Raw genomic sequence first — 23,115 nt, 5'->3', positions numbered from 1 at the left:
GGGTCGGGTCAGGCATCGGGCCAGGTCATGAACCCGGCGGTGCGCAGGTCGCGCAGCTCGCTCCAGACGGAGGCGCGGGCGGGGCGGGGGCCCCGGGTCAGCCGCAGCACCGCCCGCACGAGCCGGGCCGGTGGGACGGCGGCGACCTCCGCGAACCGGCCGCGCGCCAGCCAGTCCACCTCGGCCGCCTTGAGGCCGTGCGGCAGCGGGCCGATCGGCGGTACGCGGCCGGGCCTGCGGCCGGAGACGAGGTGCAGGGTCTGTGCGTGCCGGGGCACGATCCCCAGCGACACCACCCTGACGCCGGGTACCGGGCCGAGTGCGTCGCGGACCTTCGCGGGGAGGGTGATGCCGGTGGGGCTCGCGTCGTGCAGGACGTGCACGGTGGCGCCCTCGGCGCGTGCCAGGGCTCCGATGAGGCGGGGGTCCAGGGGGAGGTCGTCCTGTGCGGTGAGGATGGGGCAGGCCGCTTCCAGGTGGACGTGGTTGGCGAGCAGCATGCCGGCGATCTCGCGGTCCTGGCAGACGAGGAGGCGGGGTACGCCGTAGTCGTACAGGTCGGGTTCGCTCGTCGGGCCGCCGGTCGTGGGGGCGGGGGTGGCGGCGGGGAGGAGTCCGGGGAGGTCCAGGCCGTGGAGGGCCTCGGTGAAGCGGGGCAGGCGCAGGGGTGGGGGCGGGCTGTACGGGACGCGGCGCAGGGCGGCCGGGCGGGGGCGCAGGACGCGGCACGTCTCGTAGTACAACTGCCGTTCGGTGAAGCGCAGGTTCCCGGGGGTGGCGGCCCGGCGCGCGGCCTCGGTGATCGCCCGGCGCAGGAGGGGCCTCGGCATGTCAGTTCCCGTCTTTCTCGGAGGTCGGCCAGCTCATGAACCCGAGCGGTACGAGTCGGGCTCGCCGCACGGCGCGTTCGACGGCCGACTCCACGAGGGCCGGCGGCGCGGCGGCGACGGGGCTGTACCAGCCTTGGCCGAGCCAGCGGACCTGTTCGGTGGTCAAGTGGCTGAGCCAGTCGGGGAGGGCGGTGGCGGAGTGGTCCGGCCTCTCGGCCACTTCGGCGGGTGGGCCGGCGGTGGTCGAGTGGCTGAGCCTCTGGGCCTCCTCGGCGTGTGGTCCGATGGATGAGTGGCTGAGCCTCTCGGCCTGTTCCGTGAGTGGACCGGTGGTCGAGTGGCTCAGCCTCTCATCCACTCCCGCCTTCGCCCCCACTCCCGCTCCCGCCCCATCTCTAGCCCCCACGCCCGCGTCCGCACCCGCCCCAAGCCCGTCGGCCAACTGGCTGAACCACTCGTCCACCGGACCATGCAGCACCACCGCCCGCCGATTCCCCACCACAGCCCCCACCGGCACCCCCGCGTCCACCACCATCTGCCCGGGCCACCGCTCCCGTACCTCGGCGACCAGCCGCAGCCCCTTCGCCCCCGCGTCGTGCAGCACCACCACCGGCACCCGCCCGGACAACGCGCCCGCCTCGGCGACGAGGCGGAAGCCGAGGCGGCCCGGCATGCCGTTGACCGTGAGGAAGACGCGAACGGCCTGGTCGGGGCAGAGGAGTTCGACCCGCCCGGACTGCCGGCGCAGCCGTTCCCGGTACGTCGTGTCGTCGACGATCCCGGGCGGCAGTCCACCGTAGGTCCGTACCCAGTCGCCGCTCATCAGCGACCGGAAGTGCGCGGGCGAGGGCGCCAGCAGGGAGCCCGCCGGATACGCGGGCCGGTACGGCTTGCCGCGCGCGACGACGTACCCGAGGACCACGAGCCCCACCCCGGCCCACCAGACCAGCCCCCCGGCGGACAGGCGCGAGGCGACGACGCCGAGGGGGACGAGTCCGAAGGACAGGAGGAGCCCGACGGAGCAGCCGATCCAGCGTCGCCGTCCGCTCGCGGGCCCGCCGGGCCAGGTCCGGTTGGCGGTGCGGGCGAGGTACCCGAGCTGGGTGACGGTGACCTTGCGGCGGCCGGAGCCGGTGGCGCGTTCGGCGATGCGCCGTATCCGGGTGTCGTGCATGCCCCGGCCGTGCAGCTTGGGGTCGAGGGCGAAGGAGTGCGAGCATCTGGCGCACACGTTCCCCGTGCGTTCCTTGCGCAGGAGGGACGCCTGGCAGTGGGGGCAGATCACGCGGACCGCCCTCCCCTCTCCTCGGGCCAGGTGAGGAACCCGACGGCAGCGGCCCCTCGCCGCGCCTCGGCGTCCTCAACGGCTCCCCTCACGACGGCGAGCAGCTTGGCGGGCGGCACCCCGACGAGCGGGAACCCCCACCCCTTCCCGAGCCACTTGAGCTGCTCCGGGGTCAACTCCCCGCCCGCGGCGAGCGACTCGATCACATGACGCCCCGGCCGGTCCCCCCGTACAGGTACGGCTTTCGTCACCCCGAACACGGCGTCCACCGGCACTCCGATGTCGACGACGGCCCGCCCGGGGACGGCGGCGCGGACCCGGTCGACGAACAGCAGCCCGTCCGGGTCGGCGTCGTGGAGGACCAGTACGGGTCCGCGGCCGGGCAGCCCCGACCAGTCGGCGAAGACGTCGACGCCCGCCTTGTGGAGGAAGACGCCGATGGACCGGTCGGGGCAGATCACGACGGGTGCGTCGGCCGACGCCTCCCCCGGCTGCGGGTAGCGGCTGTCGTCGAGGACACCGGGCGGCAGCTGGTGGTAGACGTCCCGCCAGACGGCCATCGTGTCGGTACGGAACGCCTGCCGTCCGACCTTGGGCCGCCCCCGGCGCACTCCCATGAGGTGCGCCGCGACGAATCCGGCGCCGACCAGGAGCACGAGGAGTCCGATGAACTGGGCGAAACCCACCCCGGCGGCGAGCCCGATCCCTCCGGCGGCTGCTCCGGCGAGGAGCAGGATGAACGCCCAGTCCAGATCGACCCCCGGTTGCCGCAGCGTCCGGCGTGACAGGGCGTACCACAACTGGCCGGTGGTGCAGGGGAGTTGACCGTTCTGCGTGAGGCGGTCGGCGATCCGGCGGACCCTGAGGTCGTTGAGGCGCAGGGGGTTCGTCTTGGGGTCGAAGGCGAACCGGCGTCCGCAGATGCTGCACCTTCGGTCGGGGCGCTCCTTCTGCAGGAGGCTCTGTGCGCAGTGCGGGCAGATCATGGCCGGCTCTCCGCTCCACGCCCGGGACGGCTCTCCGGTCCCCGCCCCGGCCGGCTCTCCAGCCCCCGCGCGATCCGCCGCAGCCGTGCGGCGAGGCGTTCGCGGGCGGTGGTGGCGCCGACGCCGTGGAGGCCCTGGTGGCGTTCGATGTCCCGCAGGGCGGCGGCGAGTCGGCCGAACCCCTCGCTGCCCCGGCGTTCGGCCTCGTCGGCGGTGATCGCGTAGTCCTCGTGGTCGATGCCGTAGCCGGTGTTCGCGGCGAGGATGGTCAGCGGGTCGGCGCTCCGGTTGGCGAAGGAGTGCGGCATCATCTCCGGGATGCGGATCAACTCGCCTGGTGCGAGGGGGACTTCGGTGACCCGGCCGCGTTGTTCGTCGTACAGGCCGCAGGAGGCGTAGCCGAGGCTGAGTACGTAGTGCTCGCCGCCGTGGGCGTGCGGGGTGAAGGCGCTGCGCGGGCCGACGATGCCGAGTTTGACGGTGGCGTTGGAGGGGCGTTCGGGTGACGTCTTCGCGTCGCCGACGAGGTAGTGGGCGAACTGTCCGTCGTCGATGAACCTCAACAGGTCCTTGTCCGGGCCGAGTTCACGGACGCCGTCGCGGTCGGCGAGCACCACCCCGCCGTCCGCGCCGAGCCGGTACAGCCGCACCCCGGACGGCAGTTCCCCGGACGGCGGTCCCCCCGCCCCCGCAAGACTTTCACGCATACCACCGGACAAGCGCGCCTCCCCCATGTGCCGCTCAGGTAAGCGCATGGTAAGCCGCTGATCCACAACGCGACGAGGTCGCGGACGGACCAACTTCCTACGCCGGGGCGAACTCTGGGTGAACGGCCGGGACGGACCGCTGTCCGCCACCGAAGCCTCCGTGAGCACGATGCAGGCCCCCTCGGATCTCGTGTCCCGACGACGCCCCGCACCTCGAGAGGTGTGTGGGGCGCACTTCGGTGCACCGGAACGCTCCCGTCCGCTCTGTCGCCGGTGGTTCGCCTGTGACGAGAGTGGACCCGTCGAGGTGACCGGCCGTCTCAGGAGTGCGCATGCCGCAGGACGTCGAGTTCGAGGTGCCCGTGCAGGGCCGGGTCAGCCCCGGACTGGAGCGGGCCCGGCTGCGGAACCTGGAGTGGGTGCGGGACTCGGGGCTGGTGCGCGGCGAGGAGGCGCTGCGCCGTTACGCGTTCTCGCGCGTCGCCGACAGTGCCGCGTACGGGTTCCCGGAGGCGGCCGGGGAGGATCTCGACCTCTGTTTCGACCTGCTGGGCTGGTTCTTCCTCTTCGACGACCAGTTCGACGCGCAAGACGGCCGTATGGACGACGCGCTGGCCGTGTGCGGGGAGCTGGTGGACCTGTTGAGGTCGGGGGCGTCCGGGGCAAAGGGGTCGGCGCCGGTCGTGGCCGCGTTCATGGACTGCTGGGGGCGGATGAGCGCGGGGATGTCGCCGCAGTGGCGCCGCCGGACGGTCCACGACTGGGTGGACTATCTCGCCGGCTGGCCCGTGAAGGTGGCCGACCGGGTGCACGGTCTGATGCCTCAGCCGCACGTCCACCTGCGGGCGCGGCGCCGGACGATCGGGGTCCGTCCGCTGCTGGCGGCGGCGGAGCGGGTGGGGCGGTTCGAGGTCCCGCCGCTGGCCTGGTGCTCCAGTCAGGTCGAGGGGATGCGGGTGGCGGCCTGCGACGCGATCGTCGCGATGAACGAGGTGCACTCCTTCGAGAAGGACCGGGCGGGCGGTCACCCCAACCTGGTGCTGGGCCTGATGCGCCACCAGGGCCGGTCCGAGGAGGAGGCGCTGCGTCAGGTCCGGGAGACGGTACGGCTCGCCGCCGCGTCGTTCCTGGAGCTGCGCTCGGAACTGCCCCGGCTCGCGCGGACGGTGGGCGGCGGCCCCGAACTCGCGCGTTACGCCGACGCGATCGCCGCATGGATCGCGGGCTACCGCGACTGGGGCGCGGCGGCCCCCCGCTACACGGTCCACGGCCACCCCGGCGACCTGGGCCTGGAGAACCTGGTCACCCCGCCCGCCCGCTAGAGCCGGCCCCTACCTGATTCTCCTCGCCCCAGGCCCAGCCCCCGACCTCGCCCCGCTCCCTCCCCTCAGAACCCCTCTCCGACCTCGTACCAAGTCCCCGCCTGCCACTCCCGCCCCTCCCACACCCGCCGGCGCCCCGCGTCAGGATCGTTCTCCGAACGCGGCCCGTCAGCGGTGAACAGCATCGTGGACCGTTCGGGCACTGTGTACGGCGTCCATCCGGGCGTCCCGGTGGTGACGAACGCACCCCAGGCGGCATGGAGATCGCCGGCCGCCCCCTCCCCACCGCTCCAGACACCCGGCGCGTCGGAGCCGTGGATCGCGGGCAGGCCCCCGTACACCGCGAGGGGCCCGTCGTACCGGGAGCGCCAGACGGGTGCGTGGGCGCTCTGGGCGTCGGCGAGGCGGGTGGTGGGGACGGCGTAGCGCTCGTCGGTCATGAGGTCGGCCTGTGGATCGCCGGGGGGATAGGCGGCGAGGATCTCGTCCCGGGCCGCGGGGCCGAAGGCGTCCTCCAGGACCTGGACCGCGCGGGCGGCGGAGCCGGGTGCGCCCAGTTCGAAGAGGAGGCACTCGCTGACGCAGTGCTGGGCGAGGAGCCGGATGCCCGCGGCGGCCCCGGCGGCGATCGCGTCGGTGGGGCGGCGCGGGATGGCGAGCCCGTCGATCGCCGGGCGCCACACCCAGGTGGCCTCGATGCCCTGGGCGACGGCGTTCTGGGCGGCGAGGACGGCGTCGGCGGGCGCGTCCCGGGGATCGCGCGCGCCGAGTTCCTTCAGGAAGCGCGCGGCGAGGGCCCGGCTCTGCTCCGGGCTCGCGACGTGGTCGCCGCCGCTGCTGGTCGCGGCGGCGTGCACGAGGCCCCGGGTGAGCGGGGAGGCGATCAGGTTGGAGACGGACTTGGCGCCGGCCGACACCCCGTAGACGGTGACCCGGCCGGGGTCGCCGCCGAACGCCTCGATGTTGGCGTGCACCCAGCGCAGGGCGGCGATCTGGTCGTGCGTGCCGTGCGCGCCGGTGTGGTCCTCGTCCGGCAGGGAGAGGAAACCGAGCGCGCCGAGCCGGTAGTTGAGGCTGACGACGACGGTCCCGAAGTCCCGGGCGAAGCCGGCGCCGTCGCCGGCCATGTCCTGCCCGTGCCCCACGTGATAGCCGCCGCCGTGCAGCCAGACGAGGACGGGGGCGCGCTCGGCGTCGGCGGGGGCCGTGACGTTGAGGTACAGGCAGTCCTCCGCGTTCGGGAGGGGCGCGGTGTCGCCCGGTATCAGGGGCGGCGGCTGGATCGCGGAGCTGCCGGGCCGCGCTCCGTCGCGTACGCCGCTCCAGGCGTCGGCGGGCCGGGGCGGGCGCCAGCGGGCGGGGCCGACCGGCGGGGCGGCGTAGGGGATGCCGCGCCAGGACAGGACGCCGTCGCCGGTCTCGACGCCGCGCACCTTCCCGCCGGCGGTGTCGATGATCCTCGTCATGGGGCCCTCCGGACGTGATCGCCTGTCGTGCCGGTCGAGAGTACCGTCCGGAATCCCGCTGAACGGGACGGCGATGGTCAAGTTCCGGCACCGAAAGGGCAGGTCAGCCGGGGCGGCGGGGTCGGGTGTGCGCGAATCATTGATTGTACCGAACGGCAGGTCTATTTTACCGGGCAGCCTCACGGACCGCCCTCCTCACGGGCTTCCCCGTACCGGCCTCTTTCCCCGCTCCCCTCCGGAAGGCCGTCATGTCCGACACGCAGACCGCACCGCCCCCCGTCCCCGAGAGATCCGCCTCGACCGCGCGCAACGTCCTCGCGGTGGTCGCGCTCGTGTGGACCGTCCAGCTCGTCTCGCTCGTCGCCGCGCTGTCCGGCGTCGCGCAGGCCGAGGTGGCGATCCACTTCCGCACCACCGAGATCGCCTGGTTCACCCTGATGACGCTGCTCACCGGGACGTTCTTCCTGCCGTTCGCGGTGAAGGCCGCGGCACTGTTCGGCAAGAAGAAGGTCCTGCTCGTGGCGACCGGCCTCGGTTTCGTGGGCGACCTCGTCGCCGCGCTCGCCACCGACTACCGCACGCTGCTGATCGGACGCGGCATCGCGGGGGTGTACGCGGCCACCGCGCCGCTCGCCTACGCCATCACCCGCGACATCTTCCCGCGCCGCTGGGTCGGCCTCGCGAGCGCGATCCTGGCCGGCGGCATCGGGCTGGTCGCCTTCGGCGGGCCGTTCCTGTCCGGCTGGCTCCTGGACGACCACGGTTTCCGCGGTGTCCTGTGGTTCATGGCGATCAGCACCGCGGTGAGCTTCGTCCTGGTCACCCTGTTCGTGCCGGAGAGCGCGGTGCGCACGCCCGGCGGCCGGATGGACTGGCTCGGCGGGCTCCTGCTCGGCGGCGGCATCACCGCGCTCGTCTACGCCGTCGGCCAGGGTTCCCACTGGGGCTGGTCCAGCGGGAAGTTCCTCACCTACGTCGCCGGGGCCGCCGTCGTGCTCCTCGTCTTCGTGTTCGTCGAACGGCGTGTCGCGGAGCCGCTGTTCCCGCCGTCGATGACGAAGCGGCGTCCGGTGTGGACGGTGCTGCTCGCGACGTCGGTGGCGGCCGGGTCGCTGAGCGCGGTCGGGATCGTCGTCCAGCTCCTGGTGCTCATGCCGGCCATCCCGCACGTCTCGGACGGGCTCGGCTGGTCCGGTACGCACAACGCGATCGTGACGAGCCCGATCAGCGCCGCGATCCTGCTGGCCGCCGTCGGCACGGGCTGGCTGGCGCGCCGCGTCGACACCCGGGTGCTGCTCGGCACCGGGTCCGCGCTGACCGTGCTCGGGTACGGCATCGGGACGCAACTGCACCACAGCGCCGCGCAGATCATCGAGATGGGGCTCATCGCGGGCGTCGGCACCGGGATGGTCGCCGCGATCGTCCCCATCATGATCATCGAGGCGGTCTCCCCCGAGGAGCAGGCCCTCGCGAACGGCGCCCAGACCCTCGGCCAGGGGGTCGCGCAGATCGTCGTCTCCCAGCTGGCGTTCGTGGTGATGGCCCAGCACGGGACGGTCCTCAAGGGGACGCAGTTCTACCTGGACAAGGGGTTCACGAACGGCCTGTGGCTGGTCGTCGGCTGCTGCGCGCTCGGCGCGGTCCTCGTCTCGCTGATCCCCAAGGCGGTGCGGCACACCGAGCCCGCGTAGGGCGCGACGCGACGGAGCCGGCGGCCGGGAGATCCCGGCCGCCGGCTCCGTCGTACCCCCGTCGCCCCCCCGCTACTGCCCCGCGCCCGGCCCGAGCCGGTGCTTGAGGAAGTTCCCCGACCACGCCATCAGGTCGGCCGGCACGTAGTAGCCCTTCTCGTCGCCGACGGCGTCCCAGTTGGCCGCGACGTCCTCGACCGTGGGTGCGTCCCCCTCGTGCAGGTAGCCCTCGGTCGACCCGATGAACAGCCGCGCGAACCGCCCCGCCCCGGCCGTGTAGATCTCCCCGCTGACCGGACAGTTCTCGTGCGCGAGGAAGGCCACCATCGGGGCCACGGCCGCCGACGGCATCGCCGGGTCCTCCTCGCCGGAACCGCCGCCCATCCGGGTCATCGCGGCCGGCGCGATCAGGTTGACCTTGATGTCGTGCGGCTCCCCGGCGAGCTTCGCGCTGCGGGCCATGCCGACCGTGCCCGCCTTGGCGGCGGCGTAGGCGAGGTTGTTGTCGAGGCCGAGCATCCCGCTGGAGGTGGTGAGGACGACGCGCCCGTACCCCTGCTCCACGAAGTGCGGCCAGGCCGCGCGCAGCGTGTGGAAGGAGCCCATGAGGTGGACGGAGAGATGCCGTTCCAGGTTCTCCGCGTCGATGCCGGGCAGCCCGGCGTACCGGATGATGCCCGCGTTGTTGACGAGGACGTCGATGCGCCCGAAGTGCTCCAGCGCGGCGGCGACGATGGCCTCGCCGCCCTCCGGGGTCGACACGTCGTGGGTGTCGGCGACGGCGGTGCCGCCCGCCCCGGTGATCTCGTCGACGACCTGCTGCGCGGGCCCGGTGTCGGAGCCGTCGCCCTCCATCGAGCCGCCGAGGTCGTTGACGACGACCTTCGCCCCGCGCTCCGCGAGGAGCAGGGCGTGTGCCCGGCCGATCCCCCGGCCCGCGCCGGTGACGACCGCGACGCGTCCCTCGAAGCTGAACTGACTCATGCCTGACTCCTGTTGCACTGCGGATGCGGATGCGGAAGAGGGGCGCCCGCTGCGGTGGGCGCCCCTTCGGCGGGCTACCAGGTGACCGGCAGCTCACCGATGCCGAAGGCGAGCGCGTCGGCCGGCCGGAACGCGAGTTCGTCGCGGCCGACGGCGAGGCGCAGCGTGGGGACACGCCGGTAGAGGGTGCTGTAGACAACCTGGAGCTCGATGCGCGCGAGCTGCTGGCCGAGGCACTGGTGGATGCCCCAGCCGAAGGCGTGGTGGTGGTTCGCCTTGCGGGTGAGGTCGAGCTTCTCGGGCTCGGGGAACGCGTCGGGGTCCCAGTTCCCGGCGGGCAGCGGGACGACGATGCCGTCCCCGGCCTTGATCTGGACGCCCTCGAACTCGAAGTCCTCGGCGGCGATGCGGCGCTGCCCGAAGGTGGCGACGGTGAGGTAGCGCAGGATCTCCTCGACCGCGCCGGCCGCGTCCCGGCTGTCCTCCATGCCGCGCAGCCGCTCCATCTCCTCGGGGTTGTCGAGGAGCAGACCGGTGGCGAGGGTGATCATGTTGGCGCTGGTCTCGTGGCCGGCGATCAGCAGGATCATGGAGAGGAGCGTCGCCTCGGGGAGCGTGAGGTCGCCGTCGTTGATGCGCACGGCGAAGTCGGAGAGGACGTCCTCGGCGGGTTCCTCCATCTTCTTCTGGAGCAGTCCCGCGAGGTAGCCGCCGAGCGCCTGGTTGGCGTTCTGCTGTTCCTCGGCGGTCTTGTCGCTGCGGGTCGCGAAGGAGGCGTGCTCCTGGAAGAAGGCGTGGTCGTCGTAGGGGACGCCGAGCAGGGCGCAGATCATCAGCGACGGCAGCGGCAGGGAGAGCGCGGTGACGAGGTCGACGGGCTTGGGGCCGGCCAGCATCTCGTCGATGAGTTCGTCCGTGAACCGCTGGATCTGGGGGCGCAGCGCCTCCATCCGGGGCCGGGTGAAGGGGCGGGTCATCATGCGGCGGATACGGGTGTGGTCGGCGCCGTCCGCGTTGAAGATGGTGAGCGGGTGGTGGTGCGCGCTCTCGGCCATCGCCCGGTTCGGGTAGGGGAATCCGGGCTGTTTGTCGTCGGAGCTGACGCGCGGGTCGGAGAGGATGGCGCGCTGCGCGGCGTGGCCGGTGACGAGCCAGGGGGTGCTGCCGTCCCAGATGCGGGCCTTGGTGACGGGGGCCTTGTCGTTGAGGGCGCGCAGTCCGGGCGGTGGCGCGAAGGGACACTTCGCGTCGCGGTCGTCCTGGTAGTGGTACAGCTGCTCTGCCTGGGTCATGGGGGTTTCCTCCAGCGGCGGGGAGAGGGGGGAGGGAGACGGGCGGGGGCTATTCCTCGATGCGGATCGCGAGGGCGGGGCAGACGGCGGCGGCGTTGCGCACGTCGTCGGCCAGCTCCGGGCCCGGGTTCGCGTCGAGCAGGACGACGATGCCGTCGTCCTCCCGCTGGTCGAACACGTCCATGGCGGCGGCCACGCACTGTCCGGCGGCGACACACTTGTCCTCGTCGACGACAACCTTCATGACGGTCTCTCCTGGTGGTTCAGTGGACGGGGGCGGGAGAGCCGAGGCCGTCCACGATCTCCTGGCGGCGCAGGCGGGCCTGCTTGGGCATGTTCCAGCCGAGGACTCCGGTGGTCCGGCCCTCGCTGCGGTAGCGGACGACGAACCGGCCCGCCGCCCGGTCGCCCTCGACGACCTCGGTCTCGGCGTCGGGCGGCACGAAGCCGTGGACCTGGAGCTTGGCGTCGTACTGGTCGGTCCAGAAGTACGGGACCGGTGTGTACGGCCTGTCGTCGCCGAGGATGTTCGCGGCGACGGCCATGGCCTGCTCGGTGGCGTTGGTGCGGTTCTCCAGGCGGACGGCGTGCCCGAGGTGCTCGTGGTGCCAGCGGGCGACGTCGCCGACGGCGTACACCCCGTCGGCGGCGCGGCAGCGGGAGTCGCAGACGACGCCGTTGTCGAGGGTGAGGCCGCTGCCGTCGAGCCATGCCGTCGCGGGCAGGGCGCCGATGGAGACGACCACGACGTCGGCGGGGAGGACCTCGCCGGTGGCGAGCCGGACCCCGGTGACGCGGTCGTCGTGCGCGGTGAGCCCGGCGACGCCGACGCCGAGGCGCAGCTTGACGCCGTGTCCGGTGTGCAGGCCGGCGAGCGCGGCCGAGACCAGCGGGCCGACCTGGAGCGCCATCGGCGCGGGCAGCGGCCCGACGAGGGTGACGTCCAGTCCGAGGGTGCGCGCGGTCGCGGCGATCTCGGAGCCGAGGACGCCTTCCCCGACGACGATCAGCCGTACGTGGGGCCGCAGTTCGGCCCGCAGCGCGAGCGCGTCGTCGAGGGTGCGCAGCGTGTGCACCCCGGCGATCCCCTCCTGCCCGGGAAGCCGCCGCACGCGTACGCCGGTGGCGAGGACGACGGCGTCGGCGCGCAGTTCCCTGCCGGACCCGGTGCGCACGGTCCGGGCGCCGGGGTCGAGCCCGACGGCCGGGTCCCCGAGCAGGAACTCGGCGTCGAGGGCGGCGAGCGCCTCGGCGGGGCGCAGGGCCGCCCGCTGCGGTTCCCAGGCCCCGGAGAGGACCTGTTTGGAGAGCGGGGGCCGGTCGTAGGGGGCGTGCGGTTCGTCGCCGAGGACGGTGATCGGTCCCGTGTGTCCCTTGCGGCGCAGGCTCTCCACGGTGGTGAGTCCGGCCGCCGAGGCGCCGACGACCAGGACGTGGTCGGTGCTCATACGAGGTAGCGCCCGCCGTTCGTGCTCAGCGTCTGGCCGGTGACGTAGCTCGCCTCCTCGGAGGCGAGGTAGGCGACGGCGTGGGCGACGTCCTCGGGGGTGCCGGCGCGTTTCATCGGCATCATGGCGGCGGCGGCCTCGACGTCGATGGGGCCCTGGCGGACGAGGGGGGTGTCGATGAAGCCGGGCGGGACGTGGTTGACCGTGATGCCCTTCTCGATGTATTCGACGGCGAGCGCGCGGGTCAGGCCGATGACGCCGCCCTTGGAGGAGGCGTAGTGGGCCATGGAGGGGGCGCCGGTCTGCGCGGACGAGGAGGAGATGTTGACGATCCGGCCCCAGCCGGCGGCGAGCATGTCGGGGATGAGTTCCTTGGTGACGAGGAAGGGTCCCTTGAGGTTGATGCCGATCATGCGGTCCCAGGCGTCCTCGGTGATGTCGGTGAACGGCTGGTAGGCGGTGGTGCCCGCGTTGTTGACCAGGATGGTGACGGGCCCGAGCTCGCCCCGGGTGCGGGCCGCGGCGGCGGCGATCTCGACGGCGTCGGCGGCGTCCCCGCCCACGGCGATCGCCTTCCCGCCGGCCTCATTGATCTCCGCGGCGGTCTTCTCGGCGCCCTCGGTGTTGAGGTCCCAGACGGCGACGGCCGCGCCCTTGGCCGCGAGGACTCTCGCGATGCCGGCGCCGATCCCCCGGGCCCCGCCGGTGACGACGGCGACCTTTCCCTGAAGTGACATGGTGTGCTCCTCGTTGTGCTCGTGGGGAGCCGGCGCCCGAGGCTCCGGCTGCGGGGGCTGTTCTCAGCCCTCCAGTGCCTCTCGGGCGGCGGTGCGGGCGGCGACGGCCCTGGGGAAGCCGGTGTAGCCGCTGGAGTGGTAGATCACCTCGGCGATCTCGTCCTCGGTGAGCCCGTTGGTCAGGGCGATCCTGACGTGGGTCTTCAGCTCGGTCTCCGCCCCGAGGGCGATGAGGATGCCGAGGGTGACGAGGCTCCGGTCGCGCGGGGCGAGTCCTTCGCGGCCCCACAGGGCGCCCCAGACGCTGGTGAGACCGATGTCGACGAGGTCCTCGCCGAGGCGGCCGTCCCTCAGGTCCAGGTCACCTTCGGGGAAGACTCCCGGCAGTGCGGCGCGCATGGCCTTCCAGCCGGCGGCCCGCAGATCGGTGGTTTTCTCGACGTCTTCGTCGCTCATGACTGACTCCTGACAGCGTCCTCGCGTCTCTGGGATGAAAGTTAGACCAGGCGGTCGGTACAATCAATCTCCAGGGCGAGTTTCACATCCGTTGAACGTTTCGCCACACTCCTCTACCCTCGCCCTCAATATTCGATCGACCGGTCGACATATCAATCAAGGCTCAGCGGGAGAGCACCATGAGCGACACGGCCAAGCAGAGCCGCGCGGACCAGGGCATCGTCGACGTACTGGTCATCGGCGCCGGGGTCACCGGCATCTACCAGCTCCACCAGGCCCGGGAGGCCGGGTTCTCGGTGCGGCTGCTGGAGGCGGGGGACGGCGTCGGCGGCACCTGGTTCTGGAACCGCTACCCCGAGGCCCGCTTCGACTCCGAGAGCTACACCTACGGCTACCTCTTCTCCAAGGAGCTGTGGGAGGAGTGGGAGTGGTCCGAGCACTTCGCCGGGCAGCCCGAGATCGAGCGGTACTTCAACCACGTCGTGGACCGCTTCGGCCTGCGCGAGCACATCGTGTTCGGCGCGAAGGTCGTCTCGGCCGTGTGGGACGAGCCCTCCGGCACCTGGACCGTGACCGCCCAGGACGGCACCGAGCACCGCGCCCGGCACGTCGTCGCCGCGACCGGCATCCTGTCCGTGCCGTTCGTCCCCGAGATCGAGGGCCACGACACCTTCCGGGGCGAGCAGCACCACACGGGCCGCTGGCCGAAGACGCCGGTGGACTTCACGGGCAAGCGCGTCGCGCAGATCGGCACCGGCTCCAGCGGCGTCCAGATCGTGCCCGCGATCGCCGACCAGGTCGCGCATCTGACCGTCTACCAGAAGGTCGCCGACTGGCTGACCCCGCTGAACAACCGGCCGATCACCGCCGAGGAACAGGCCCGCCTCAAGGCGGACTTCGAGTCGATCCGCGAGACGCTGAACACCTCCCCGAGCGGCTTCCTGCACCAGATCACCATGCGGTCGGGCCTGGAGGACTCCCCCGGGCAGCGCCAGGACTTCTTCGAGGAGAAGTGGAACGGCCCCGGCTTCACCAAGCTCTCCGAGCACTACTACGACATGACCACGAACACCGAGGTCAACGACGAGTGGTGCGCGTTCATCGCGGACAAGATCCGCTCGATCGTGAAGGACCCGGCGACCGCCGAGAAGCTGATCCCCAAGGGCCACGGCTACGGCGGCCGGCGCCCCCCGTTCGGCACCGGCTACTACGAGGCGTACAACAAGCCGACGGTCGAGCTGGTCGACCTCAACGAGACGCCGATCACCCGGATCACGGAGACCGGCATCGAGACCTCGGCGGGCCACCAGGAGTACGACATCGTCATCTGGGCGACCGGCTACGACTTCGGCACCGGAGCCCTCAACCGACTCGGTGTGCGCGGCCGTGCCGGGCTCGCCCTGGAGGAGCACTGGGCGGCGGGCCCCTCGACCTACCTGGGCGTGACGACCGCCGGTTTCCCCAACTTCTGGTTCCCGGGCGGTCCGCACGGCGCCCTCGGCAACAACCCGCGCTACTCCGGCGACCAGGTCGAGTACGTGATGGACCTCCTCGTCCACGCGCGCGAGAACGGGCACGACGTCGTCGAGGTCACCGTCGAGGCCGAGGACGAGTGGACGGACCTCGTCAACGACAGCGCGGGCCAGTCGTCGTTCCTGCGCAGCAGCTACTTCTACGGCGCCAACATCCCCGGCAAGCCGATCCGCCAGCTCCTCAACCCGACGGGCCGCATCAAGCTCCAGGAGCTGATCCGGGAGTCCGTCGGGGACGGCTTCCCCGCGTTCGGGTTCACGAAGCCGCAGGGCTGAGCGCGGAGCCCGTGGGAAACGCCCGTACCGCGCGCGGCGGTACGGGCGTCACGGCGTTCCCGGGTCGCTCAGCCGAACGTCGTGACCCGCTTGCGGAACAGCCACGCGCCGTCCTGGAGGACGAGCGTGTCGTCGTACGCGCCGACGAGCTGGACCGTCCAGCCCTGCTCGCCGCGCGCGAGGAAGACGAGGTTGCTGCGGGCGGTGACCTCCTCGCCGGGCGGGGAGGTCAGGATCGTGTTGCCGACGAGGTGCAGCTGGGGCGTCTGCGGGGTGAAGGCGCCGTACGCCTTGCCGATGGCCTCGCGGCCCTCGAAGGTGCCCTGGCCGGTGATCTCGGCGACGCCGTCCTCGGTGAACAGCGGGGGTATCTCGTCGGTGCGGCCGGCGTCGAGGGCCTGCGTGTAGGCGGCGATGGCGGTCTGGACGCCGGTGAGGGCGGCTTCGGCGGAGATGGTCATGTGGCGTTGCTCCTCAGGGTGGATGGGGGGTCAGACCTGGTACGTCGTCCTGCGGTGGTGCAGCAGCCAGGCGCCGTCGACCCGGTGGAAGGTGTCCTCGTAGTGGCCGACGACCTGGGGTGCCCAGCCGTCCTCGCCGCGCTGGAGGAAGAGGACGTCGCTGACGGCTCCCGCCTCGTCCTCGGAGGCGCGGGTGACGACGGTGTTGGCGACGAGGTGCAGCTGGGGCTTCTCCGGCGCCCAGCCCTCGAACGCCTTGCGCAGGGCGTCGTGGCCCTGGGCGGGGTCCGAGCCGGGCAGTTCGAGGGTGCCGTCGAGGGTGTACAGGGCGACGATCTCGTCGGTGCGTCCGGCGTCCTGGGCCTGGGTGTGCGCGCCGATCACGGCCCGGACACCGGCGGCGACCCACGCCTGTGTGGATTCGCTCATCATCTCTCCACGAGGTAGCGGTTTCGACCACTCAGTCTATTACTCGATGAGCACTCACTTGAAGGTCCGATACAGAGATTCCCACTTTGTTGACCGGACGGTCCAATCTAAATAGGCTGCGATTGCTGTCAACGGGGACCGGTCCGCCTGAGGAGGCGTTTGTCATGACGAAGCGTTGGAAGCAGAGGCCGCCGGGCTCGACCTGGGGCGACTTCGGTGAGGACGACGAGCTGGGGCGGATCAACCTGCTGACCCCCGAGAAGGTCCTCCAGGGGGTGCGCGAGGTCGAGCACGGCATCACCTTCAGCCTGAGCCTGCCGCTCGACTATCCCGGCGGGACCGCGCTGAACCAGCGCCGCTACCCGCCGATCCTGCGGCCCACCGAGGACCTCCAGCACCAGCAGGACGTCTTCTACAACATCAAGGCCAGCGAGCACTTCTCCCCCGACCTGATCGACGTCTGGTCGGACGACGTCGTCACTCTCTGGCTCCAGTACTCCACCCAGTGGGACGCCCTCGCCCACCAGGGCGCCGAGTTCGACGCGGACGGCGACGGCGTCGCCGAGCCCGTCTACTACAACGGCTTCCGTCCCGGCTCCGACCTCGTCGGCCCGCAGGACGACGCGAAGGGCGACGGCAGCGGGAGCCTCAGCTTCGCGCGGCACCTGGGCCTGGAGCACATGGCGGAGCACGGCGTGCAGGGCCGGGGCGTCCTGATCGACATCGCGCACCACCTGGGCACCGGCTACCAGGGCGTCACGTACAAGCAGCTCCAGGAGATCATGACGGCGGACGACGTCGTCGTGGAGCCGGGCGACATCCTGCTGATCCACACCGGGTTCGCCACGCAGGTCCTCGCCTGGGAGAAGAACCCCGACCCGGTCGCGATCCACCAGACCGCCGCCTACCTCGACGCGGACGACCCGGACCTGCTCAAGTGGGTCGCGGACTCGCAGATCTCCGCGATCGCCTCGGACAACTACGCGATCGAGGGCGTCGGCGTCACCCAGGCCCAGGGACCGCACACCCTCCTCCCGCTGCACCACCTGTGCCTGTTCAAGCTGGGCGTGCCGATGGGCGAGATGTGGAACCTGGGCCCGCTGGCGGCCTGGCTGCGCGAGCACCGGCGCAGCCGCTTCCTTCTCACCGCTCCCCCGCTCAACCTGCCCGGCACCCAGGGCAGTCCGCTCACCCCGGTCGCGACCGTCTGACCGCGCCGACCCGGTCCGCCGCCGGACCACGCCCCGTCCTGCCGACCTGGTCGGACCGGCGCCGGACCGCACCGAGGGGTGGCCCCGGGACCTGATCCCCGGGGCCACCCCTCTTCTGCTGCCCGGCGTCACCGGCGCTGCCGCCGAGGCGCTCTCACACCGCCGCGATCCTCCGCACCGTCTCCGCGATGGTGTCCCGCGACGGCAGCCACAGCTTCTCCAGCGCCGGCGCGTAGGGGGCCGGCATCGCCGGTGCGGCGACGCGGGTGACGGGCGCGTCGAGGTGCCAGAACCCCTCGTCCACGGCGAGCGCGGACAGCTCCGCGCCGACCCCGAAGTCCCGCACCGCCTCGTGGGCGATGACGAGCCGGTTGGTCTTGGCGAGCGAGGCGAGGACGGTCTCCCGGTCGAGCGGGGCGATGGTCCGCAGGTCGACGACCTCGACGCTGATCCCCTCGGCGGCGAGGAGTTCGGCGGCGGCCAGGCTGTCCTGGACCATCCGCGACCAGGAGACGAGCGTGACGTCGATCCCCTCCCGCACGACCTTCGCCTTCCCGAGCGGCACCAGGTGGTCGGCCGGCGGCCTGGGCCCCTTGAAGCCGTACTGGAGCCGGTTCTCGACGAACACCACGGGGTTCGGGTCCTGGATCGCGGCGCGCAGCAGCCCGTACGTGTCGGCCGGGTTGGACGGCATGACGACGGTGAGCCCGGGGATGTGCGCGAGGAGCGCCTCCAGGCTCTGGGAGTGCTGGCTGCCGGAGGAACGCCCGGCGCCGAACTGGGTGCGCACGACGAGCGGCATCGAGGCCCGCCCGCCGGTCATGAAGCGGAGTTTCGCGGCCTGGTTGAGGAGCATGTCCAGGCAGACGCCGATGAAGTCCATGTACATGATCTCGACGACCGGTTTCATCCCGGCCATGGCCGCCCCGACGGCCGTCCCGACGATCGCGCTCTCGCTGATCGGCGTGTCCCGCACGCGTCCCGGGAACGCCTGGGCGAGACCCCGGGTGAGCCCGAAGACGTTCCCGCCGTCGCCGACGTCGATCCCGGCGAGGAACACGTCCGGGTCGGTGGTGAGTTCGTGCTCCAGGGCGAGCCGTACGGCGTCCATGGTGCGGAACACCTCACCGGTGGGCGCGGCCGGTTCGGGGAGGGCGGGGCGGGGGGCCGTGACGTGGTCGTGGAGGGTCTCGGGGGCGGGGTCGGGGAGAGCACGCGCGCGGTCGACGGCGGCGTCGATCTCCCGGTCGATCTCGGCGTCCACGGCGGCGACGGCGGTCTCCGGGACGCCCGCTTCGGCAAGGTGGCGGCGGACGACGATCAGCGGGTCGCGCTTTTTGGCGGCGGCGACCTCGGACTCGTCGCGGTAGCGCTCGGGGTCGCCCTCGTAGTGGCCGTGCCAGCGGTAGGTCTCGGCCTCCACCAGCACCGGCCCCTCGCCCCGGCGCAGCCGTTCGACGACGGCGGAGACGGTCCGGGCGACGGCGACGACGTCGTTGCCGTCGGCGTACTCGTAGCCGATGCCGTAGCCGGCGGCGCGGGCGGAGAGGGGGGCGCGGTGCTGTTTCTCGGCGGGCGAGAACTCGGAGTAGTGGTTGTTCTCGCAGAGGAAGACCACCGGCAGGTCCCAGACGGCGGCCAGGTTGACCGCCTCGTGGAACATGCCCTGGGCGACCGCGCCGTCCCCGAAGAACGCCACGACGACGTCGCCGGCGCCGCGCAGCCGGGCGGCCGTCGCGACGCCCGCGGCGATGGGGAGTCCGGCGCCGACGATGCCGTTGGCGCCGTAGATGCCGAGGTTCGGGTCGGCGATGTGCATCGAGCCGCCCCGGCCGTGGTTGGTGCCGGCCTCCTTGCCCATCAGCTCGGCCATCATCGACGCCGTGTCGAGGCCCTTGGCCAGGACGTGGCCGTGGCCCCGGTGGGTGGAGGTGATGCCGTCGCCCGGCCGCAGCGGCCAGCACGCGCCGACGGCGCTGGCCTCCTGGCCGATCGACAGGTGGACGAAGCCGGGGATCTCCGTCGCCTTGTAGAGCGCGGAGGCCCGTTCCTCGAACCGGCGGATGCGGCGCATCCGGCGGTACATCTCCAGGAGTTCGTCCGGACGGAGGGCGAATTCCGTCGTCGTGCGCCGCGGTGCCTCGGTCGTCATGCGCGTCCTCGCAATGCTCGCGCGGGCGGTACATACCGCTCCGCCTGAGTCGTTCTTTTAATGTACCGTCTGGTCTAGCAAACTATCGAGGCGGGGAGTGTGGCGATGCCCAGACCACCGGGGCACGGGCCGGGGTTCGAGGTCCGGCGGCAGAAGATCATCGACACGGCCGCCGAGCTGTTCGCCCGCCAGGGCTACGCGGCGACCTCGGTGAACGACCTGGGCCGGGCGGTCGGGCTCGCCAAGGGGGCGCTGTACTACTACATCGACTCCAAGGAGAACCTGCTGATCGAGATCCAGGGCCGGGTGATGACCCCGCTGCTGACCCGGGCCCGGGAGATCGCGGCCCTGGACGCCGGTCCCCTGGTGCGGCTGCGGCTGCTGTCGGAGGCGCTCCTGACGATCATCTTCCGCCGTCTGGACCACATCTGGGTCTACGAGCACGACTACCGCAGCCTGACCGGGGAGGCCCTGTCGACCCTGCTCGGGCAGCGGGCCGAGTTCGAGCGCGTGGTGCGGGGGCTGATCGAGGAGGCGGTGGCCGCGGGCGGCTTCCGTCCGGTCGATCCGCGGGTGGCCACCTTGCAGTTCCTGAACCTCCACAACCACACCTATCAGTGGGTGAAGCCCGAGGGCCGCTGGGACGCCGCCTATCTGTCCCGCGAGTACTGCGAGACCCTGATGCGCGGCTTCGGCACCCCGGGCGCCGTCCTGCCCGACGTCGAGCGGGAGGCGGCGGCCTTCACACGCGCCCACCCCGGCCTCCCCCTCGACCCCGAGTCCCCCTGGCGGCACCCCGTCGAACCCAGCCCCGCCGGCCCCGCTACCCCCGCCGCACCAACGCCCGCGCGATGACGTCCCGCTGGATCTCGTTCGTCCCCTCCCCGATCTCCAGGATCTTGGCGTCCGCGTAGAACCGCGACACCTCCGACTCCCGCACATAGCCGTAGCCCCCGTGGATCTGGACGGCCTGCGACGCGGCCCGGTTCGCGACCTCGGAGGCGTACAGCTTGGCCATCGCCGCCTCGGTGCTGTACGGCCGCCCCCGGTCGGCGAGCCACGCGGCCCGGTACACCATCCAGCGCGCGGCCTCGAATTCGGTGCCGATGTCGGCGATCTTGTGCGCGACGGCCTGGAAGTCGGCGAGCGGACGCCCGAACTGGTGCCGTTCCGTGGCGTGTTTGACGGCGAGCCCCAGAGCCGCCTTGGCGAGGGAGAGCCCGAGCGCGGCGACGCTGATGCGCCCCTTGTCGAGGACGGAGAGGAACTGCCGCAGCCCGTTGCCCTCCTCCCCGATGAGGTGGTCGTCGGAGATCCAGCAGTCCTCGAAGACGAGTTCGCGCGTGTCCATGGCGTGCCAGCCGAGCTTGCGCAGTTTGGCCCCGCAGGTGTAGCCGGGCGTCCCGGTCGGCACGTAGAAGGTGGCGAACCGTTTCCGCCCGTCCTCCCCCTTGCCGGTGGTGGCCAGCAGGGTGACGCCCTGGCTGATGTCGGTGCCGGCGTTGGTGATGAACATCTTCGTGCCGTTGATCAGCCAGCCCCCGTCCGCGCGGCGGGCGGTGGTGGCGATCCCGGCGGCGTCGGACCCGGCGCCGGGCTCGGTCAGGCCGAACGCGCCGATGGCCTCGCCGCGCGCGAGGGGGGCGAGCCAGCGGCGCTTCTGCTCCTCGGTGCCGTAGGCGAGGAGCGGGAGGGTCGCGATCGTCGAGTGGGCGTTCCAGGAGGAGGCCACGGACTGGTCGGCGGCGCCGAGTTCCTCCATGACGGCGACGTAGGAGACGGTGTCGGAGCCGGCGCCGTCGTACTCCTCGGGGACGAGCATGCCCATGAGGCCGAGTTCGCCGAGCTTGGTGAAGACGTGGGTGGGGAAGTGCTCGTTCTCGGACCACTCGGCGGCGTTCGGGGTGATCTCCTTGGCCGCGAACTCCCGGACCATGTCCTGGAGGTCCCGGGTCTCCTCGGGCAGGTCGAAATCCATGTCACAGTCCCTTCGGGGTCAGCAGCACCTTGAGGTGCTTCGCGCGGTCGGCGGCGAGGTCGGCGAAGACCCCGGCGCCGTCCGCCAGCGGCAGGCGTCCGGTGATCAGCGGCGAGGCGTCGAGGCGCCCGGTGCTCATGAGGCCGATCACGCGGGGGATGTCGAAGTTGTAGCCGAGCGTGCCGAGCACGGACCGCTCGTAGAAGACGAGTTGGCCGAGGTCGATCTCCACGCTGCCGTGCCCGACGCCCGCGAGCACGACCCGCCCGCCCCTGCGCACGGTCGCGACGGCCTGCGCGGCGAGCGCCGGAATCCCGGTCGCGTCGATGACGACGTCGGGCCCGATGCGCCCGGTGCGCAGGAAGACCTCGCGGCGTACGTCGCTCTCGCGCGGGTCGTACGCCTTCGTGACGCCGATGCCGAGGAGTGTCTCGCGGCGGGCGGCGACGGGTTCGCTGACGAACAGCCCGGCGGCGCCCGCGAGTCGCGCGGCGAGGACGACGGCGACGCCGATGGGGCCGCCGCCGACGACGAGAACGTTGTCTCCGGGGCGGACCCCGGCACGGGTGACGGCGTGCAGGCCGACGGCCATCGGCTCGGCGACGGCGGCGAGTTCGTCACTCACGTTGTCGGGGAGCCTGGTGAGACCGGCGATCGGCACGGTGACGCGGTCCGCGAAGCCGCCGGGTGAGGCGAGGCCCACGGACCCGCTCCTGGGACAGATGTGGTACTCGCCGCGCACGCACCAGAAGCAGACCCCGCACCGCCACACGGGGTCGGCGGCCACCCGGTCCCCGACCGCGATCCCGGGCACCTCGGCGCCCAACGCGACGACGGTGCCGCTGAGTTCGTGCCCGAGGGCCAGCGGCGGACGCGCCCCGGTCAGCGGATGCGGCCCGGTGCGGATCATGTGCGGCCCTTCGAGGAACTCGTGCAGGTCGGTGCCGCACACCCCGCACCAGGCCACCTCCACCACGGCCTCGTGCGGTGCGGGCTCGGGCGGCTCGGCCACCTCTTCGAGCCGCAGGTCGCCCGCGCCGTGCCATCTCAGTGCCCGCATGTCCGCCCACCCCTCTCGGTCGTCGTCGCCGTCACTCGAACCGGGCCTTCCCGGGCCCGTGCTCCAGGAAGGACCGCAGGCCGTGCGCCGCGTCGGCCGTCCCGAACACCCCTGTGAACAGCGACCGTTCGAGGGCGAGCCCGGCCGCCATGCCGGCGTCGGCGCCGTGGTCCACGGCCTCCTTGATCGCCTCCAGCGCGGCGGCGGGCCCCTCGGCGAGCCGGCGCGCGTAGGCGACGGCGGTGTCGTACACCTCCGGGGCCGGGACGACCTCGTCGACGAGGCCCAGGGCCAGCGCCTCGGCGGCGCTCACCCGGCGTCCGGTCATCAGGAGGTTCTTGGCCCGCGAGGGGCCGATCAGCCGGGTCAGGCGCTGGGTGCCGCCGGAGCCGGGGAGGATGCCGAGCTGCACCTCGGGCTGGCCGAGGACCGCGTCGTCCGCGACGATGCGGTGGTCGGCGGTGAGGGCCAGTTCGAGGCCGCCGCCGAGGGCGTACCCGGTGATCGCGGCGACGACCGGCATCGGGAGACGGGCGACCTCGTCGAAGGTGCGCTGGAGGGCGCGGTTCCAGCCGCGGACCTCGTCGGGGCCCATGGCGGCCAGCGCCTTGACGTCCGCGCCGGCCGCGAAGAGCCGCTCCCCGCCGTACAGGACGACGGCCCGGACGTCCCGGGTGTCGGCCAGTTCGCGGACCCGGGCGGCGAGTTCCTTGCGCTGGAGGGTGTCGAAGGCGTTCATCGGCGGGTGGTCGAGGCGGAGCGTGGCGACGCCCGCTTCGGTGCCGAGGCGGATGCGTGGTGGCACGGGGGCC

22 protein-coding genes are annotated in these 23,115 nt (G+C 72.3%); 5 read left to right on the top strand and 17 right to left on the bottom strand.

Going from position 1 to position 23,115, the window contains the following annotated elements; genetic code table 11:
- Positions 1-8: 8 nt before the first annotated feature.
- Genes ABZX85_RS24860 through ABZX85_RS24845 form a run of 4 tightly spaced genes read right to left on the bottom strand, consistent with a single transcriptional unit; the run spans position 9 to position 3,808 of the window.
- On the bottom strand, positions 9-830 hold the full coding sequence (locus ABZX85_RS24860; protein ID WP_355872534.1) for a hypothetical protein: 822 nt from the start codon (positions 828-830) through the stop codon (positions 9-11).
- Between the two features lies 1 nt (position 831).
- On the bottom strand, positions 832-2,115 hold the full coding sequence (locus ABZX85_RS24855; RefSeq protein WP_355872531.1) for a hypothetical protein: 1,284 nt from the start codon (positions 2,113-2,115) through the stop codon (positions 832-834).
- A complete protein-coding gene (locus ABZX85_RS24850) occupies positions 2,112-3,101 on the bottom strand; it encodes a hypothetical protein (RefSeq protein WP_355872528.1) in 990 nt (329 codons plus the stop codon). The genes ABZX85_RS24855 and ABZX85_RS24850 overlap by 4 nt, the downstream gene beginning before the upstream one ends.
- Positions 3,098-3,808, bottom strand: coding sequence for a cupin domain-containing protein (locus ABZX85_RS24845; RefSeq protein WP_355872526.1), 711 nt, complete (start codon positions 3,806-3,808; stop codon positions 3,098-3,100). The genes ABZX85_RS24850 and ABZX85_RS24845 overlap by 4 nt, the downstream gene beginning before the upstream one ends.
- Before the next feature lie 332 nt (positions 3,809-4,140).
- Between ABZX85_RS24845 and ABZX85_RS24840 the strand changes: the two genes are divergently transcribed.
- On the top strand, positions 4,141-5,130 hold the full coding sequence (locus tag ABZX85_RS24840; RefSeq protein WP_355872523.1) for a pentalenene synthase: 990 nt from the start codon (positions 4,141-4,143) through the stop codon (positions 5,128-5,130).
- A 65-nt stretch (positions 5,131-5,195) separates the two neighbouring features.
- On the opposite strand, the gene ABZX85_RS24835 is transcribed toward ABZX85_RS24840, so the two are convergent.
- Positions 5,196-6,596 carry a carboxylesterase family protein gene (locus ABZX85_RS24835; protein WP_355872521.1) on the bottom strand — a complete coding sequence of 467 codons (1,401 nt, stop codon included), beginning with the start codon at positions 6,594-6,596 and terminating at the stop codon, positions 5,196-5,198.
- Between the two features lie 248 nt (positions 6,597-6,844).
- Between ABZX85_RS24835 and ABZX85_RS24830 the strand changes: the two genes are divergently transcribed.
- Complete coding sequence (locus ABZX85_RS24830) at positions 6,845-8,287, top strand: MFS transporter (protein ID WP_355872518.1); 1,443 nt, start codon at positions 6,845-6,847, stop codon at positions 8,285-8,287.
- Positions 8,288-8,359: 72 nt separating this feature from the next.
- Here ABZX85_RS24830 and ABZX85_RS24825 read toward each other — a convergent pair whose 3' ends face one another.
- The 6 genes from ABZX85_RS24825 to ABZX85_RS24800 form a co-directional block, all read right to left on the bottom strand.
- Positions 8,360-9,271, bottom strand: a complete 912-nt coding sequence (locus ABZX85_RS24825) for an SDR family NAD(P)-dependent oxidoreductase (protein WP_355872515.1) — start codon at positions 9,269-9,271, stop codon at positions 8,360-8,362.
- Between the two features lie 74 nt (positions 9,272-9,345).
- Positions 9,346-10,563, bottom strand: a complete 1,218-nt coding sequence (locus tag ABZX85_RS24820; protein WP_355872512.1) for a cytochrome P450 — start codon at positions 10,561-10,563, stop codon at positions 9,346-9,348.
- 49 nt (positions 10,564-10,612) lie between these two features.
- The gene (locus ABZX85_RS24815) at positions 10,613-10,807 is read right to left on the bottom strand and encodes a ferredoxin (protein ID WP_355872509.1); all 195 of its coding nucleotides are present in this window, start codon (positions 10,805-10,807) and stop codon (positions 10,613-10,615) included.
- A 19-nt stretch (positions 10,808-10,826) separates the two neighbouring features.
- A complete protein-coding gene (locus ABZX85_RS24810; RefSeq protein ID WP_355872506.1) occupies positions 10,827-12,011 on the bottom strand; it encodes an FAD-dependent oxidoreductase in 1,185 nt (394 codons plus the stop codon).
- A complete protein-coding gene (locus tag ABZX85_RS24805) occupies positions 12,008-12,748 on the bottom strand; it encodes an SDR family NAD(P)-dependent oxidoreductase (protein ID WP_355872503.1) in 741 nt (246 codons plus the stop codon). The genes ABZX85_RS24810 and ABZX85_RS24805 overlap by 4 nt, the downstream gene beginning before the upstream one ends.
- A 63-nt stretch (positions 12,749-12,811) precedes the next feature.
- Positions 12,812-13,204: a carboxymuconolactone decarboxylase family protein gene (locus ABZX85_RS24800; RefSeq protein WP_355872500.1), complete on the bottom strand. Its 393-nt coding sequence runs from the start codon at positions 13,202-13,204 to the stop codon at positions 12,812-12,814.
- A gap of 179 nt (positions 13,205-13,383) precedes the next feature.
- On the opposite strand from ABZX85_RS24800, the gene ABZX85_RS24795 reads away from it, so the two are divergent.
- Complete coding sequence (locus tag ABZX85_RS24795; protein WP_355872497.1) at positions 13,384-15,012, top strand: NAD(P)/FAD-dependent oxidoreductase; 1,629 nt, start codon at positions 13,384-13,386, stop codon at positions 15,010-15,012.
- Between the two features lie 68 nt (positions 15,013-15,080).
- Here ABZX85_RS24795 and ABZX85_RS24790 read toward each other — a convergent pair whose 3' ends face one another.
- Both ABZX85_RS24790 and ABZX85_RS24785 read right to left on the bottom strand, forming a co-directional pair.
- Complete coding sequence (locus ABZX85_RS24790; RefSeq protein WP_355872494.1) at positions 15,081-15,473, bottom strand: nuclear transport factor 2 family protein; 393 nt, start codon at positions 15,471-15,473, stop codon at positions 15,081-15,083.
- Between the two features lie 30 nt (positions 15,474-15,503).
- Positions 15,504-15,902: a nuclear transport factor 2 family protein gene (locus tag ABZX85_RS24785; RefSeq protein ID WP_355872491.1), complete on the bottom strand. Its 399-nt coding sequence runs from the start codon at positions 15,900-15,902 to the stop codon at positions 15,504-15,506.
- A gap of 164 nt (positions 15,903-16,066) precedes the next feature.
- Between ABZX85_RS24785 and ABZX85_RS24780 the strand changes: the two genes are divergently transcribed.
- Positions 16,067-17,113 (top strand): cyclase family protein, encoded by a 1,047-nt coding sequence (locus tag ABZX85_RS24780; RefSeq protein ID WP_355872489.1) that lies wholly within the window; start codon positions 16,067-16,069, stop codon positions 17,111-17,113.
- A gap of 154 nt (positions 17,114-17,267) precedes the next feature.
- Here the strand turns inward: ABZX85_RS24780 and ABZX85_RS24775 are convergent, their stop codons facing one another.
- Positions 17,268-19,265: a dehydrogenase E1 component subunit alpha/beta gene (locus tag ABZX85_RS24775; RefSeq protein ID WP_355872486.1), complete on the bottom strand. Its 1,998-nt coding sequence runs from the start codon at positions 19,263-19,265 to the stop codon at positions 17,268-17,270.
- 105 nt (positions 19,266-19,370) lie between these two features.
- On the opposite strand from ABZX85_RS24775, the gene ABZX85_RS24770 reads away from it, so the two are divergent.
- Entirely contained in the window at positions 19,371-20,120 is a 750-nt protein-coding gene (locus ABZX85_RS24770) for a TetR/AcrR family transcriptional regulator (RefSeq protein ID WP_355872483.1), read from the top strand.
- On the opposite strand, the gene ABZX85_RS24765 is transcribed toward ABZX85_RS24770, so the two are convergent.
- The 3 genes from ABZX85_RS24765 to ABZX85_RS24755 are packed head-to-tail and all read right to left on the bottom strand — an operon-like array spanning position 20,089 to position 23,042.
- Complete coding sequence (locus ABZX85_RS24765; protein WP_355872481.1) at positions 20,089-21,243, bottom strand: acyl-CoA dehydrogenase family protein; 1,155 nt, start codon at positions 21,241-21,243, stop codon at positions 20,089-20,091. The genes ABZX85_RS24770 and ABZX85_RS24765 overlap by 32 nt on opposite strands.
- Before the next feature lies 1 nt (position 21,244).
- Entirely contained in the window at positions 21,245-22,303 is a 1,059-nt protein-coding gene (locus tag ABZX85_RS24760) for an alcohol dehydrogenase catalytic domain-containing protein (RefSeq protein WP_355872478.1), read from the bottom strand.
- A gap of 31 nt (positions 22,304-22,334) precedes the next feature.
- Positions 22,335-23,042, bottom strand: a complete 708-nt coding sequence (locus tag ABZX85_RS24755; protein WP_355872944.1) for an enoyl-CoA hydratase-related protein — start codon at positions 23,040-23,042, stop codon at positions 22,335-22,337.
- Positions 23,043-23,115: the final 73 nt, after the last annotated feature.

The organism is Streptomyces sp. NPDC004539, assembly GCF_040610055.1.
GTDB lineage: Bacteria > Actinomycetota > Actinomycetes > Streptomycetales > Streptomycetaceae > Streptomyces.
Note: the sequence above shows the minus strand (reverse complement) of the source record. Positions and strands in the feature narration are given on the sequence as shown.